Here is a 15205-nt window from a genome sequence, read left to right as displayed (position 1 = left end):
CGTAAAGTCATGAAGGGTATTATCCTCGCAGGCGGCAGTGGCACCAGACTACATCCGATGACACTGGTGACATCCAAGCAGCTTATGCCTGTCTATGACAAGCCAATGATCTACTATCCGCTGTCGACGCTGATGCTGGCAGGGATCAGACAGATCCTGATAATTTCGACACCGCACGACCTGCCGCACTTCCAGAGGCTTCTGGGCGACGGGACACAATGGGGTATCGAGCTATCCTACGCCGAACAGCCCTCGCCGGACGGCCTGGCGCAGGCCTATATCATCGGTGCCGATTTCGTCGGCTCGGACCCTTCATGTTTGATTCTGGGCGATAACATCTTCTACGGACACGGCATTACCGAGCTGTTTGAGAGCGCCGTCCGCCGCGCGCAGGGCGCAACCGTCTTCGCCTATCACGTCAACGATCCGGAGCGGTATGGCGTGGTCGACTTCGACAAGGACATGAAGGCGGTTTCGATAGAGGAAAAGCCCGCTGTACCGAAGTCGAACTGGGCGGTGACGGGCCTTTATTTCTACGATTCCGACGTTGTCGAGATTGCGGCCAACTTGAAGCCGTCGGCGCGCGGCGAACTTGAGATCACTGACGTTAACCGCACCTATCTGGAGCGGGGAAAACTCAGCGTCGAACTCATGGGCCGCGGTTACGCATGGCTCGATACGGGCACCCCCGACAGCCTGCTGGAGGCGGGAAACTTCGTTGCGACTCTCGAGCGCCGCCAAGGGTTCAAAATCTCCTGCCCAGAGGAGATCGCGTTCATTCGGGGCTTCATATCCCGGGAAGAGCTGCTGCAAATCGCCAAGAAGCACGGCAAAAGCACCTATGGCCAGTACCTGATGCAGAAGGTGTACACGCAGACCCCAAAACTTCGATGACCTCGCGACGCGTTCACTGCCAGACCACCACATCGCGAGGGACCGAGCGGATGCCGGTTTGGAGTTCTTCGCAGGCGTAAAAGCCTTTGCGCGGGGGGGGTATCTCGCGTTGATATTGTTTGCTCCTTTCGGCTTCCGAAGTGCATCTCGATTACATGTCGGCAGAACGGTCGTTGCGCACGACTGTGACGCTCTCGCGCGTCAGTTGTTTCGCCCTCTAGCCAATCATTACATGCAGTAGTCGAACTTCGCCGACCGAGCTTCAGGTTCGGGCAAGCCTGTTCACTCATAAATTGTTCTGATGAGCGGCGACGCTTGATTTTCGATGTCTGCCTGCGCTTCGGGGCACGCCCACCGGTGAGCGGTTGTCGAGAATCTGGCTGATATTTTCCCGTGGCTGGCAGCAGGGAAAATGATCCAGGCGGTGGAATAGTATAAAGGGCTTCATGCATGACTTCGACGATTCCTTCGCTCAGCGCCAGCCAGATCCGGTCACTCACGACGACGGCCATCGCAGCCTGGACCACCGAAGACATTGCTGCGCTGTCTACGACGCAGATCAGGGCCCTTTCATCGACCCAGGTCGCAGCCCTCGAGACGGAGGACCTTGCGGCCTTTTCGACGACGCAGATCCGCGCGATATCAGCGGCGGCTATCATCAGCCTAAGCCTGGACCAACTGGCCGTTCTGACGACGGACAAGATCGAAAGCCTGATCACGACGCAGGTCGCCGCCCTCAGCACCAAGCAGGTCGGTGGGCTGGATTCGGCACAGGTCGAGGCCTTGACCTCCTTGCAGGTTGCCGCCTTGAGCTCGGCGCAACTGCAGACTTTGACCACCGATGAAATAGTGACGCTGTCGACGGCCGACATCGCGGCGATCACCTCGACTGCGATAACGGGGCTTTCCACCGACAATATTGCGGCGCTCAGTACCGCCCAGGCGGCAGCTCTGAAGACGAGTCAGGTTGCGGCGTTGAAGACAGCCCAGGTCGCAGCCCTGACATCCGGGCAGCTCGCGGCGCTGACCACCTCGCAAATCGGCGCCTTGAGTTCGGGACAAATCAGGGCTCTGTCCAGTGAGGATATCGCCGCTCTCTCCACCAGCCAGATTGCCGCGCTGAACGCGAAGACGGTCGCAGGACTGACCTCCATGCAGATCGTCGCCTTGTCAACCGATCAGGTGGAGGCCTTGACGTCGTCGCAGGTGGCGGCCCTGAGTGCGACGCAACTTGCCGCACTGGGCGCGGACGACGTGGTGACGTTTTCGACCGCTGATATTGCGGCGATCACCTCGGCAGCCATAACGGGACTGTCCACCGGTAGCATCGCGGCACTGAGCTCGGCCCAGGCCGCGGCCATGAAGACCAGCCAAATCGCCGCGTTGAAGACGAGCCATATCGCGGCGCTGACGTCAGGGCAGGTAGCAGCGCTGACAACGGCGCAGATCGGCGCCCTGAGTTCGGCGCAAGTCACGGCGCTGTCCACCGACCGAGTTGCCGCTCTCTCGACGGACCAGATTGCCGCTCTCAGCGCCAAGGCGATTCCGGGACTGACCTCTGCGCAGCTCGATGCCTTATCGACCGATCAGGCAGCGGCCCTGACGACTTCCCTTGTCGCCGCCATGAGCTCGGCCCAGATCGCTGCACTGGACGCGGATGACATTGCAGCCTTCTCGACTGCCGATATCGCGGCGATCAGCTCGTCTGCCATAACAGCGCTTTCCACCGACAGTGTCGCTGCACTCAGCACCGCCCAGGCAGCAGCGCTGAAGACGAGCCAGGTTGCGGTGTTGAAGACGAGCCAGATAGGCGCCCTGACGTCCGATCAGATCGCCGCGCTGACCACTTCACAGTTCAGCGCCCTTACTGCTGCGCAAGTCAAGGTTCTCTCGAACGACACCATTGCGGCTCTCTCCACCGGCCAGGTCGCCGCCTTGAGCACGAAGGCGGTCACCGGTCTGATACCGGCGCAGGTCGATGCCTTGTCGATCGAACAGGTCGAGGCTCTGACATCATCCCAGGTTGCGAGCCTCGGCTCGACGCAGATTTCTGCTTTGAGCGCGGCAGATCTGGCAACCTTCTCGACGGCCGACATCGCGGCGATCAGCTCGTCTGCCATAACCGCACTTTCCACCGGGATAATCGCAGCGCTCAGCCCCGAGCAGACGTTGGCCCTGAAGACGAGCCAGATCGCGGCGTTGAAGACAAGCCAGATCGCGGCGTTGACGTCCCAGCAGATTGCAGCCCTGACCACGTCGCAGGTCAGCGCCCTGAGTTCGCTGCAGGTCACGGCCCTGTCGAGCGACAGCATCGCCTTGCTGGACACTGACCAGGTTGCCGCCCTGAGCACCAAGGCGATTGCGGGGCTTTCCTCCACGCAGATCGATGCCTTGTCCACCGCGCAGGTCGAGGCTTTGAGCTCGTCTCAGATTGCGCACCTCAGCGCGACGCAGATTGGCGCCTTGAGTGCGGCAGACCTGGCGACCTTCTCGACATCCGAGGTGGCGGCGATCTCACCGGTCGCCCTGTCCGGGCTATCCAGCGATGATATCGCGGCTCTCGGCACCGAGCAGGCTGCGGCCCTGAAGACGAGCCAGATCGCGGCACTGAAGACAGCCCAGGTCGCGGCGCTGACGTCCGAGCAGATCGCGGCGCTGACCACTTCGCAGATCGCCGCCCTCAGTTCGGCCCAGATAGCGGTCCTGCCCAACGACAGCATCGGTGCTCTCGCCACAGACCAGATCGCCGCCCTGAGCACCAGGGCGATCGCCGGTTTGACCGCATCGCAGATCAATGCCTTTTCCACCGCCCAGGCTGCGGCTCTCACCTCCGCGCTTGTCGGTGCCATGAGCTCGAGCCAGATACAGGCACTCTCTTCCGATGACATTGCGACCTTCTCGACGGCCGATGTCGCGGCTATCAGCGCTGCGGCCCTGTCCGCACTTTCGACTGGCAACATCGCGAGCCTCAGTGCCGACCAGGCGGCGGCTCTGACGGCAAGCCAGGTGGCGGCACTGTCTTCCAGCCAGATCGCCGCGCTGACCACCGACCAGATCGCCGCGCTGACCACGGCACAGGTTGGCGCCCTCAGTTCGGCACAGGTCGCGGCTTTGTCCGACGAGAGCATCGCCGCGCTCGACACGGCGCAGATTGCCGCCCTGAGCACCAAGGCACTGGCGGGCCTGAGCTCAACCCAGATAGGCGCCTTGTCCACCGAGCAGGTCGAGGCATTGACGTCGACCCAGGTTGCAAGCCTGAGCGCGACGCAAATTGCCGCTCTGGACACGCAGGACCTCGCAACCTTCTCGACGGCCGACATCGCGGCGATCGGCTCGTCGGCACTGTCAGGGCTGTCCACCGGAACGATCGCCGCGCTCAGCGCTGAGCAGGCGGCGGCCTTGACGACAACCCAGATGGCAGCGCTGTCTTCCAGTCAGCTCGCCTCGCTGACGTCGGGGCAGCTAGCCGCGCTGACCACGTTGCAGATCAGTGCATTGAACCCGACCGCCATATCGGGACTGTCGAACACCAACGTGGCAGCGCTTTCCGCAGATCAGATCGCCGCCTTGAGCACGCTGGCGGTCGCAGGCTTGACGACCACGCAAATCGAAGCGCTGAATACCGACCAGCTGGACGTCTTGTCTTCTGCGCAGATCGGAGCGCTCGGCACGGCGCAGATTGCCGTTCTGAGCGCCGAGGATCTGGCAACCTTTTCAAATGACGATATCGCGGCGATCAACTCTTCTGCCATACCCGGCCTTTCAGCCGGCAATATTGCGGCTCTCAGCCCCGGCCAGGCTGCGGCCCTGACGACCGGCCAGGTGGCGGCGCTCTCCTCCGCCCAGATCGCGGCGCTCGATTCCAGCCAGGTCTCCGGCTTGACCCCGGTGCAGATCGGCGCCTTGACGTCCGCGCAGGTCGCGGCCCTATCGCCTGACGGCGTCGGCGCGCTCTCCACCGCCCAAATTGCCGCCTTGAGCGCCACGGCGATCGGTGGTTTGACCTCCTTGCAGATCAACGCGCTCTCCACCACGCAGGTCGAAGCCCTGTCGTCGTCTCAGGTGGCAGGCCTCAGCTCGACCCAAATGGCCGCTTTGAGCGCGGCGGACCTGGCCACCTTCTCGACCGCCGAGATCGCGGCGATCAGCTCGTCTGCCCTGTCCGGCCTTTCCACCGCCAACATCGCAGCCCTCAGCTCCGGGCAGACCGCAGCCCTGACGACCGGCCAGGTGGCGGCGCTGTCGACCAGCCAGGTCGCGGCGCTGGGTTCGACCCAGCTCGGCAACTTGACGACGGCGCAGATCGAGGCGCTGAGTTCGGCGCATGTCGCGGCATTGTCGACCGACGGCATCGGCGCGCTCTCCACGGCCCAGATTGCCGCGCTCAGCACCAAAGCGCTCACGGGGTTGACCTCCAGGCAGATCGACGCCTTGTCGACAGCGCAGGTCGAAGCTCTGACCTCCCCCCAGATCGCAAGCCTCAACTCGAACCAGATTGGCGCTCTGACGGCGGCGGACCTCGCTGCCCTTTCGACTGCTGAGATTGCGGCGATCGGCTCGTCGGCCATTTCCGGGCTTTCAACCGGCAATATCGCGGCCCTCAGCTCAGAGCAGATCGCCGCCCTGACGACAAGCCAGGTGGCAGCGTTGTCATCCGGCCAGATCGAGGCCGCCCAGCTCGGCAACCTGACGACCGTGCAGATCGGTGCGCTGAGCCCGACCGCCCTGTCGGGGCTGTCGACGTCCACCATCGCCGCACTCTCCACCGACCAGGTTGCCGCCCTGAGCACCAAGGCAATCGCGGGGCTTACCTCGGCACAGATCTCCGCATTCTCAACCGGCCAGATCGACGCGTTGTCTTCCACCCAGGTCGCCTCATTGGGATCGGCGCAGTTGGCGGCCCTGTCGAGCGAGGACATCGCGGCTTTCTCGACCGCCGATATCGCGGCGATCAGCTCGTCCGCCATATCGGGATTGTCCACCAGCAATATTGCGTCCCTCAGCCCCGATCAGGCGGCAGCCCTGACGACAAGCCAGATACCGGGGCTGACCTTCAATCAGATCAAGGCCCTGAGTTCCAGCCAGATCGGCGGCCTCGCCAGCGGACAGATCGGAGCCCTGAACGCAATACAGCTCGCGGCGCTGAGTACGGACACGATTGCCGCATTTTCCACGAGCCAGATTGCTGCCCTGAACTCCAAAGCGATCGTCGGGCTTACCACCGCGCAGATCGGCGCATTGACCACCGAACAGGTGGAAGCACTGACGGCGGCCCAGGTTGGAGGACTGAGCTCGGCGCAAATCGCGGCACTGACCACCGAGGACCTCGCGACCTTCTCGACCAGCGATATCGCGTCGATCAGCACGTCTGCCCTTTTCGGACTGTCGACGCAGGATATCGCCAGCCTGTCGAGCAACCAAATATACGCCATAACCACGACCCAGATCGAGGCAATGGATGCCGAGCGGATTGCTGCGGTGGTTTCGGCCTACCAGTCATTCTGACGGTGGACTGCGGGGCGGTGACCGGATGACATAGGGCGATGAGGGCCTGGCACTGTCCGGGGTGGACAGCGATCCATTGCCGGTGCGCTCACCGCCGCCGGCTGTCCAGATTTGACGTGAGCGGAGGCCAGTCGGCCTCCCTTCGTTCGTCCGGAGGACCGCATCGCTGCGGTCCTCCGCCGGGTTCGGTTTCAAGCTCGCGCCGGGGTCCTTGCCGGCACGACGGCATTGACCGCAACCGCGACGGCGATATTTGCGGCAAGGGCAAGCAGGCCGGTGTAGATGGAGAACGGTTCTCCACCCAGGCTGATCAGGTGCAGCGGCTTCCAGCCGGCATCCCAGACGAGGAAGGTGCCGCCGATGAAGCCGACGAACCAGCCGGCGAGCAGGCTCGGTGCACGGAACCAGTTGGTGTAGAGGCCGAAAACCAGGGCCGGAAGCGTCTGCAGGATCCAGATTCCGCCAAGCAATTGCAGGTCGAGGGCGAACTGTGTCGGCAGGAAGATGATGACCAGCAGCGCGCCCACCTTGACGACGAGCGAGGTCAGTTTGGCGACTTTGGCTTCGCCGGCATCGCTGACATTCGGATCGACGTAAGCCTTCCAGAAATTGCGGGTGAAGAGGTTCGCCGCGCCGATGCTCATTACCGCAGCCGGCACGAGGGCGCCGATGGCGATCGCGGCGAAGGCGAAGCCGGAGAACCAGCCCGAGAACAGTGTCCTGAACAAGGCCGGCACGACATCATTGGCGCTGTCGAGCTTCAGGCCGGCGGCATGGCCCATATAACCGAGCAGCGCGAGAAGGCCGAGCAGCAGCGTGTAGGCCGGCAGCAGGACGGCATTCTTGCGGATCGTCTTGCCGCTGTTCGAGGCGAAGATGCCCGTCAGCGTATGCGGATACATGAAGGCGGCGAGTGCCGAGCCGAAGGCGAGCGTCGCATAGGCGACATACTGGTTGCCGGCGAGCAGGAGATCACCCTTTCCCTTGGCCTGGAAAGCCGCGTCGGCCGAGGCAAAGACATTGGCATAACCGCCGAGCTTCGAGGGAATGAGCGCCACGGCTGCGATCACCACGATATAGATCATGATGTCCTTGACGAAGGCGATCAGCGCCGGGGCCCGAAGACCGGCCGAATAGGTATAGAGCGCAAGCACGATGAAGGCGATCGCCAGCGGCAGTTCGCCGTGCAGGCCAAGCGCCTTGAGCACAGCCGTCATGCCGACGAGCTGGAGAGCGATATAGGGCATGGTGGCGATCACGCCGGTTGCCGCCACCGCGAGTTCGAGGCCGCGCGAACCATATTGGCCGTGCACGACGTCACCGGCCGTCACATAGCCGAAATCCCTTGCCCGTTTCCACAGGATAGGCATGACCATGAAGACGAAGGGATAGACGACAATGGTATAGGGCAGGGCGAAGAAGCCGTAGGCTCCGACCGTATAGACGAGTGCCGGAACGGCGATCACCGTATAGGCCGTGTAGAAGTCGCCGCCGACCAGGAACCAGGTAATCCATGTGCCGAAGCTGCGACCGCCAAGGCCCCACTCGTCGATATGAGCTAGCGTCTCGGGCTTGCGCCAGCGGGAGGCGACGAATCCGAGAACGGTTACGAGGGCAAAGAAGAAGAGGAAGACGGCAAGCGCCGTGCCGTCGATATCAGTCGTCATGGCGCGTGCTCCGATAGGCGATAAAGGTCAGCGTGGCGGTGATCGGTACCCAGAGAAGCTGGTACCAATAGAAGAAGGGAAAGCCGAAGAGCGCCGGCTCGCGGACATTGTAGAGGGGTGGCCAAAGCAGGCCGATATAGGGAATGACGAGCAGCCAGAGCGCCGCCTTTTTCCGTGATTTTTCCATGTCGGATACCTCTCGGGCGCCAAATGTGGCGCCAGGTTGCAGTTGTCGGCGTGGAAGGTGGGGCTTGTCAGTCGCTCGCCGGGGCGAACTTGGTTCGGGCCGTCGCAACGGGTTTTCCGACTGAGCGGAAGCAGACGTAATGCATTTTGAAATCCTCCCAACGGCTCGCCTTGAGCCAGCCGTGGTGGAGTCCTATGGCGAGGGTTTTCGTCCGGCAAGATGGCGGGAATGGTGAAATAGCCGGGTCTACCCAGAAGTGGGTAGAGCCGATTTATCCCGCTTTGACGCCGATGCCGTGATCCAGCGCATAGCGGATCAAACCGGCGGTCGTTGCAATGCCGAGCTTCCTCTTGAGGTTCTTGCGATGGGTTTCGGCGGTTGCGGGCGTTATTCCGAGCGCCTCGGCCATCTCCTTGTTGCTCCGGCCGGAACCGATGAGGCCGAGGATGTCACGTTCTCTCGGTGTCAGGGAATGCGTGTCACCGCCGTTCTCGCGTTCCATGAGCACGTCGACGACGCCCGACGAGAAGTATGTGCCACCGTCAGCCACCGTCTCGATGGCGGAAACGATCTCGTCGCTGGAAACGTCCTTGAGGATATAGCCGGTGGCGCCACGCATCACCGACGACGAGATGTATTCCCGACTGTCATGCATGGAGAGCATGACGATTCGCGCGTCGGGTAGTTCCTTGCGGAAGAGCTCGATGGCGTCGATGCCGTTCAGCTTCGGCATGTTGATGTCCATAAGAACGACATGCGGCCGGACTTCACGACCAATATCGAGGCCGGTTTGCGCAAGGCCCGCCGTTCCTGCAACCTCGATATGATCGAAGGTTTCGAGCACCGCCTTGAGCCCGTCGAGCACCAGCAGATGATTGTCGATCAGCAAGACCTTGATTTTCGGACGCGCTGTCATGCGGCTTCGACCTCATCGTGCGGCTGCATATTGGCCGATTTCGGCATCATCGCCGTCAGTGTCGTGCCTGCCGCGTTGCTGTCGATCAGAAGCAGCCCGCGGAAATGCGCCATCCTTTCCTGCATGTTGCGCAGGCCAAGACCGTGCCCGCCGGGACTTGCCCCATTGCCGTCGCCGAAGCCCGCGCCGTTGTCGGACACCGTCATGCGTGCCCGTCCGTCCTCGCTCCAGAGTTTCACCGCAAGGCGGTCCGCGCCGGAATGCCGCTCGACATTGTTGAACGCCTCCTGAGCAACGCGATAAAGCGCCGTGCTGGCTCCGGGCTTGAGCCGGTCGATAAAACCGGAAGCCTCGATCTGCGTCGATATTCCCGTTCGTTCCTGAAAATTAAAACACAGTGCCTGAAGCGCTGCCGTCAGCCCCATATCGTCGAGCACGCGAGGGCGAAGATCATGGGACAGCCGACGGATCTCCTTGATCGCGCCGTTCAGCGCCTCGACGCCGCGGTCTATGGTCCGGGCGGCATCGTTGACATCGGTCCTGACCTTTCGGCCGGCGAGGTCCATCGCATAGCGCACGCCGACGAGATTTTGTGAAATGCCGTCGTGCAGTTCTCGGGCCAGGCGGGCGCGTTCCTCCTCCTGCGTGTCGATCACCCGCTGGGTCAGCGCCTTCAACTTGCCGTCGGCCATGCGACGCTCGTGAAAGGTAAGCAGCATGCAGGTGGTGAAAACGACGATGACTGCGGGAACGGCGATCAGCGCCACGATCACGAAGGTGCTTCTGATGCTGGCGCGCATGCTTGCATTCGCTGCCGCCGTCTGCGCGAACACGTCGTCGAGATATACGCCGGTTCCCACGACCCAGCGCCATTTGTCGAGGCTGACGACGAAGGACAGCTTGTCGGCCATCTGGCCGCTGGACGGTTTCTGCCATTTATACTGGTGCAGGCCGCCGCCTGCCTTTGCCGTGGCGATCAGCTCCGCGATTACCTTGTCGCCGTCGGGATCGGTCAGGTCGAGCCAGTTGCGCCCATGCCGAAAGCTCTGGCGCGGATGGACGATATTGTTGCCATCATAGTCGTAGGCGAAGAAATACCCATCCTTGCCGTAATCGAGCGACGTCAGGATCGCTGCGACCCTATCCTTTGCGGCCTGATCGTCGGCATCGGCGTCGCGGTATGTCGTCTGGATGGCCGAGAGGGCAAGGTGAATGAGGTTGAGGATTTCCGTTTCCTTCGCCTTCAGCATGTTCTGTTCGAACGTCGCGATATTCTCCTTTGTGAGATTTGCCGACTGCCAGGTGATGAAGGCCGTGATCGCCAGGATCGCAATCACGAGCGGCAAGATCGCCAGTGCTATGATCTGATGCCTTAGCGTCAAGAGACGTCCTCCCCATGGTTCCCGGCCGATTTCGCGCGGGGTCTCTCCGCGTCACGGACCGCCGAAATATCGGTCAGTAAGGCGTCAAGGAGCGGGCGGGGTCAAGTATGGCATGTGCCTCTTGTGGTATATCGTTTTCGTGAGATGAAACGTGCTCGGCGACAGCCGGCTGTGTCGCGCCAGCTCGACATGGTGCGAGGGGGCAGGCCAGCGCCGCGAGGACGCCGTCGGCGCACTTATCCGTAGGCTCCCGAAATCAGCAGAATGGCGCCCATCGCCATCATACCCAAACCAGGCCAGTTCCGGCTGACCCCGAGGAAGCCGAGCCCTTGTCTGGGCGGCTCCAGGGTGGGACTCGAGGCACCCTGAGCGGCCTTGTTCGGGTCACTCAGCCGCCGGCGAGTGATCGCTTCGCGGAACAACAACAGCAAGCCGCAGATAAACAGCGCGGCACCCGCAAAAATTGCCAGCATGGCAGCATCCTCCCGGTCACGCAGTATAGCGCATGCGCGCAGCGGGCGACACTGCGGCTGGCCGAGGCAATGTATTTCACCTCATGTTGATGCCGAATGCGTCCCGGTTTCCCGGCACCATTCCCTTAAGCCACGGTGCGATGCCACCAGTAGTCCATCGGCAAGATACATCCAATGCGATTTTTCGTTACAGGGAAGAGCTGATCTGATAGGTTGTATATGGACGAGCTCGTGTGGAGCAAGCCAGCCCCGGTATTGCCCCTTGCCATGCGGCAAGGGGCTTTTTGCAAATTCGGCGGTATCCGGGTCTTCGCTTCCGGGGCGCCGGCAATGCCTCTCCTTTGCCCGTTTGACGGGTATTGCCGCCGCGGTTTGAGTCGGGAAGCCGGTTCTTCCTCGGCAGCCGCAAGCGCGCGCCACGCGCCTCAGAGCACGCAGCCGCACCTCGCGGATCGGGCATAGGAAGCGAGCGCGGCCCGCTTGCTGCGACCGTCGCCGAGGAACGCGTCGATCACGGCGGCGACATCGCCGGATCGGTACCGCGCCCAATGGCCGAGGCCATGAAGGGCTGCCTCCTGACAAGCGATCGAGTCGAGGTCCAGAGTCCGGCGCATGACATCGATGGCGGTCGTGTGCAGCAGGTCGCAAGCCGGATCGTCCGGGAGCGCCAGGCAGGGGAACTCGTCCCACCACATGTAGCACACGCTGTTCAACGCCGCCGCGCCCGGTTCGTCGATGTGACAGAGGACGGCGGCGCAGCGCGGGGCAAACAGGTCGGCGAAGACGTCGGCGATCGCCTCGATGCAGCGCCGGCGCGCTGCCGTCGGCACGGAGGTACTGTAGAACCAGCCGTTGTCGCCCGACGCACTCGTGCTCAAGAGATAGGTGAAGCCCTGCGCGATCTGCGCGTCGGAAAACCCTTCGAGCGACGGTCCGGTCGACGAAAACAGCCGCGTAAAATAATCGATGGCGACGGATGGCTGCGGATCCCACCAGGGCGGGTCGTCGTCGAAGAACCATTGGTTGCCGTGCGGCCGGATCGCGGGGCCGAACGCGTGCTCGAGCCAGTCGTCGTAGTTCAGGTCTGATACAAAAGGCATGCCAGCCTCCCAGGCAGCCGCGATTCCAGCCAGGTATTTCTCTCACAACCTCGTCGCGAACGCCAGTGAGTTCCCGAAAGTCGCTTTCCACGGCGCGCAAGCACCCGCCGTTTGAGGGAGCTCCCGCTCGAGGGGGAGTTTTCCCTCCCCTCGCTGGGCAGGCCTGACGAGCGCAAGCGAGGCGATGAGGGCGGCAGGCTGAGCGTTTGTGGCTCGCCCCCATCCGGCGCGGAGCTTGTTCTCGGGCTTGCCAAAGGCAAGACCCGGGGGCGCCACCTTTCTCCCCGCGGGGGAGAAGAGGGAGCGTGTCGCGGCGTATGCTTTCTGTCGCATCATCTCAAACACCTTTGTCCACGCCCGGAAAATCCGCCGTGGTTTGCTTTAAGTCTCACTTGGCCGGGGCGCTGGAAAGTGCCGAGACTAAGGAATTTATATGACGCCTTCCAGCGCCCCGTTCGCGTGTTCGTCGACTGGCAACTCCGGTTTCTCTGCGGGGATGGCGGCACCTTTTTCCGGTACAGGGTGGCGCTCGACCGATGCCGGATTGCTCCGGTTCTGCGGCGCCACGAAAGGGAATTGCTTATCGCAAGCCCAGTCGCCGCTCCTCATGTGTGCCTCACAGGCACGCCCCGCCCTGTTTCAGGCGGGAGGGAAACCATTTTCTGCCAGTCCACCGGGTAAAGGCGCACGTCCTTCCTCCGCCCGGCACCGGTTCCGTCTCGCCGCGACGCCTCGCAGGGTAGCCGATGACGGAACGCAACGATCATGGCACAGGTTTCTGGGGTGGGGATGAGCGGGGAAACTGCGGGGGGATTTTGACGGTGCGTGCGCCGCAAGGGCTCAGGCTTCCGGCGGAATGACCTTTGCAGGGTTGAGGATGGCGTTCGGATCGAGGGCCGCCTTGATGCGGCGCATGACGTTGATTTCGGCTTCGCTGCGCGAATGATCAAGGAAATCGCGTTTCAGGGTACCGATGCCATGCTCGGCGGAAATCGAACCCTGGTAATTTTTAACGAGGGCGTAGGCGATCGCATCGATCTCGTGCAGCTCATGCTCGCCGGCAGCGTCGACCCAGACGGCCACGTGCAGGTTGCTGTCGCCGATATGGCCGAAGAAGGACACATGGGCGGCGGGAAAGCGGGCCCGTAATGCCGTGTCGCAGTCGGCGGCGAAATCGCCGAGCTGGCCGGTCGGCATGCTCACGTCGAGATTGACGAGGCCTGGCAGCAACTGGCCCATCAGATGGCCTTCGCGCACCGACCAGAAGGCGCGTGCCTCCTTCTCCGACTGGGCAATCAGCGCGTCGGCGAGCAAGCCGTCCTCGAACGCCTTGCCGAGGAAGGCTTCGAAGCGTTCCCTGTCCACGTCGCTGCCGGCGACGTCCTCTTCGATGATGACCGTGAAGGGAGGCGTCCTGTCGAAGAAAGCGAGCTTCAGGGCCTCGGCGTTGAAGCGGAAATAACGTTCCCACATGGCCTCGAACGCTGAAAGGCCGGGAAGATCGCGCTTGGCGGAGTTGAGCAGGGAAACGACATCGCCATAGGTTTCGAGCGCGCAGAGCGCGGTGAGACGCGCGGCCGGCAGGGGACGCAGGCGCAGGACGACGCGGGTGATGATGCCGAGCGTGCCCTCCGATCCAATGAAGAGCTGGCGCAGGTCATAGCCTGTGTTGTTCTTGGTCATTCGGTTGAGCGAGGAGAGCACCGTGCCATCAGCCAGGACGGCTTCGAGACCCAGAACATTGTCACGGGTGACGCCATGGCGGATGACACGGATGCCGCCGGCATTGGTGGCGAGGTTGCCGCCGATCTGACAGCTGCCGCGGGCACCGAGATCGATCGGCACCAGGAAGCCCCGGTCTTCCGCGGCGCGCTGGGCGACTTCCAGCGGCGTCCCGGCAAGCACCGTCATGGTCGCCGCGGCGGTGTCGATCTGCTCTATGCCCGACAGGCGTTCCAGCGACAGGGCGATGTCGCCGCTGCGCGCGTTGGCGCCGCCGGCAAGGCCGGTGAGGCCGCCCTGGGGCACGACCGGCTGGCGGTGGCGGTCGCAGATCCTGAGGGCTGTCGACACGTCTTCGACGCTCGAGGGGCGCAGGACGGCCAGCGGAAGGAACCTGCCGGTCATGCTGGCATCGCTGCGGTAGCGGTCGCCGATGCTTTCGCCGGTGAGCACCTTGTCTGCGCCGAGTGCGGCAATGAGATCCTCGATGATGGTCATGGTTCTAGTCCCCCTTCAAGCACGAAACGCGGCATGCGACGCTCCACGGTGCCACCACATCGGCTTCGATTCGCTTGGACCTTAGCGCTTATGGCTGGGTGTCCGAAAGCCTCGCCGTGGTCTCTCCTTGAAGTCGAGCGCTCGATGTAATACCTTAGTTCCCACAATCCTTACCCAGGTGAACGATGAGCGCGACAGTGACGACGAAGGGCCAGGTGACCATTCCGAAACCGGTGCGGGATTTCCTTGGGATCGTGCCGGGAACGCGGGTGGATTTCCAGCGGGCTGCGAACGGGACCGTGGTTTTGACGCGGGCTGACGAAGTACGGCCGGCAAGCCGCTTCAGCAAGTTGCGCGGCCACGCGGGCGAGGGGCTGAGCACCGACGCCATCATGGCGCTGACGCGCGGTGACGCGTGACGCTCATCGACACGAACGTGCTGCTCGACGTGGCGACCGACGATCCGGACTGGGCGGACTGGTCTATCGAGCAACTCGAAGCGGCTGCATTGCGCGGTCCACTGCTGATCAACGATGTCGTCTATGCCGAGCTTGCGGTGCGGTATGAGCGCATCGAACGGCTCGAGGCCTTCCTCGCCGAAGCCGGCCTCGACATGGCGGCTATGCCGCGTTCATCGCTGTTCCTGGCCGGCAAGGTGTTTCAGAAATACCGCAAGGCGGGCGGCTCGCGCGCCGGCGTCCTGCCGGATTTATTCATCGGCGCCCATGCCGCCGTCGATCAGTTGGACCTTTTGACCCGCGATACGGCGCGCTATCGAACCTATTTTCCAACGGTAAGATTGATCACACCCGATCGGTAGCTCGGCCGGGTGGCGATGGCCGGGCGTGGCCGCCCGGCCTC

General features: G+C 62.8%; 11 protein-coding genes. 4 read left to right on the top strand and 7 right to left on the bottom strand.

Features of this window, described 5'->3' with window-relative positions; translation table 11 throughout:
• Positions 1-9 precede the first annotated feature (9 nt).
• Positions 10-894 carry a glucose-1-phosphate thymidylyltransferase RfbA gene (gene rfbA, locus JNB71_RS14230; protein WP_220372465.1) on the top strand — a complete coding sequence of 295 codons (885 nt, stop codon included), beginning with the start codon at positions 10-12 and terminating at the stop codon, positions 892-894.
• A 450-nt stretch (positions 895-1344) separates the two neighbouring features.
• Positions 1345-6399, top strand: coding sequence for a beta strand repeat-containing protein (locus JNB71_RS14225; protein ID WP_220372464.1), 5055 nt, complete (start codon positions 1345-1347; stop codon positions 6397-6399).
• A 191-nt stretch (positions 6400-6590) separates the two neighbouring features.
• Here JNB71_RS14225 and mctP read toward each other — a convergent pair whose 3' ends face one another.
• The 7 genes from mctP to JNB71_RS14190 all read right to left on the bottom strand — a co-directional run bounded on the left by mctP (position 6591) and on the right by JNB71_RS14190 (position 14344).
• On the bottom strand, positions 6591-8066 hold the full coding sequence (gene mctP / locus JNB71_RS14220; protein WP_220372463.1) for a sodium:solute symporter family monocarboxylate transporter: 1476 nt from the start codon (positions 8064-8066) through the stop codon (positions 6591-6593).
• Positions 8056-8253, bottom strand: coding sequence for a DUF3311 domain-containing protein (locus JNB71_RS14215; protein WP_220372462.1), 198 nt, complete (start codon positions 8251-8253; stop codon positions 8056-8058). Before JNB71_RS14215 ends, mctP begins: the two co-directional genes overlap by 11 nt.
• 271 nt (positions 8254-8524) lie before the next feature.
• The gene (locus JNB71_RS14210; protein WP_220372461.1) at positions 8525-9169 is read right to left on the bottom strand and encodes a response regulator transcription factor; all 645 of its coding nucleotides are present in this window, start codon (positions 9167-9169) and stop codon (positions 8525-8527) included.
• On the bottom strand, positions 9166-10551 hold the full coding sequence (locus JNB71_RS14205) for a cache domain-containing protein (protein ID WP_220372460.1): 1386 nt from the start codon (positions 10549-10551) through the stop codon (positions 9166-9168). Before JNB71_RS14205 ends, JNB71_RS14210 begins: the two co-directional genes overlap by 4 nt.
• Before the next feature lie 236 nt (positions 10552-10787).
• Complete coding sequence (locus JNB71_RS14200) at positions 10788-11024, bottom strand: hypothetical protein (RefSeq protein WP_220372459.1); 237 nt, start codon at positions 11022-11024, stop codon at positions 10788-10790.
• A 425-nt stretch (positions 11025-11449) separates the two neighbouring features.
• Positions 11450-12124, bottom strand: a complete 675-nt coding sequence (locus JNB71_RS14195) for a hypothetical protein (RefSeq protein WP_220372458.1) — start codon at positions 12122-12124, stop codon at positions 11450-11452.
• A gap of 840 nt (positions 12125-12964) precedes the next feature.
• Positions 12965-14344, bottom strand: a complete 1380-nt coding sequence (locus JNB71_RS14190; protein ID WP_220372457.1) for an FAD-binding oxidoreductase — start codon at positions 14342-14344, stop codon at positions 12965-12967.
• Between the two features lie 185 nt (positions 14345-14529).
• Here JNB71_RS14190 and JNB71_RS14185 point away from each other — a divergent pair, with 185 nt between their 5' ends.
• Positions 14530-14763: an AbrB/MazE/SpoVT family DNA-binding domain-containing protein gene (locus tag JNB71_RS14185; protein WP_220372456.1), complete on the top strand. Its 234-nt coding sequence runs from the start codon at positions 14530-14532 to the stop codon at positions 14761-14763.
• Entirely contained in the window at positions 14760-15164 is a 405-nt protein-coding gene (locus JNB71_RS14180; RefSeq protein WP_220372455.1) for a type II toxin-antitoxin system VapC family toxin, read from the top strand. The genes JNB71_RS14185 and JNB71_RS14180 overlap by 4 nt, the downstream gene beginning before the upstream one ends.
• Positions 15165-15205: the final 41 nt, after the last annotated feature.

Origin of the sequence: Rhizobium herbae (assembly GCF_019511375.1) — a bacterium.
GTDB classification, from domain to species: Bacteria; Pseudomonadota; Alphaproteobacteria; order Rhizobiales; family Rhizobiaceae; genus Pararhizobium; species Pararhizobium herbae_A.
Note: the sequence above shows the minus strand (reverse complement) of the source record. Positions and strands in the feature narration are given on the sequence as shown.

Excerpts from the sequence above, each read along its gene's own strand:
- rfbA (WP_220372465.1), top strand. The coding sequence starts at position 10 with ATGAAGGGTATTATCCTCGCAGGCGGCAGTGGCACCAGACTACATCCG.
- JNB71_RS14225 (WP_220372464.1), top strand. The coding sequence starts at position 1,345 with ATGACTTCGACGATTCCTTCGCTCAGCGCCAGCCAGATCCGGTCACTC.
- mctP (WP_220372463.1), bottom strand. The coding sequence starts at position 8,066 with ATGACGACTGATATCGACGGCACGGCGCTTGCCGTCTTCCTCTTCTTC.
- JNB71_RS14215 (WP_220372462.1), bottom strand. The coding sequence starts at position 8,253 with ATGGAAAAATCACGGAAAAAGGCGGCGCTCTGGCTGCTCGTCATTCCC.
- JNB71_RS14210 (WP_220372461.1), bottom strand. The coding sequence starts at position 9,169 with ATGACAGCGCGTCCGAAAATCAAGGTCTTGCTGATCGACAATCATCTG.
- JNB71_RS14200 (WP_220372459.1), bottom strand. The coding sequence starts at position 11,024 with ATGCTGGCAATTTTTGCGGGTGCCGCGCTGTTTATCTGCGGCTTGCTG.
- JNB71_RS14195 (WP_220372458.1), bottom strand. The coding sequence starts at position 12,124 with ATGCCTTTTGTATCAGACCTGAACTACGACGACTGGCTCGAGCACGCG.
- JNB71_RS14190 (WP_220372457.1), bottom strand. The coding sequence starts at position 14,344 with ATGACCATCATCGAGGATCTCATTGCCGCACTCGGCGCAGACAAGGTG.
- JNB71_RS14185 (WP_220372456.1), top strand. The coding sequence starts at position 14,530 with ATGAGCGCGACAGTGACGACGAAGGGCCAGGTGACCATTCCGAAACCG.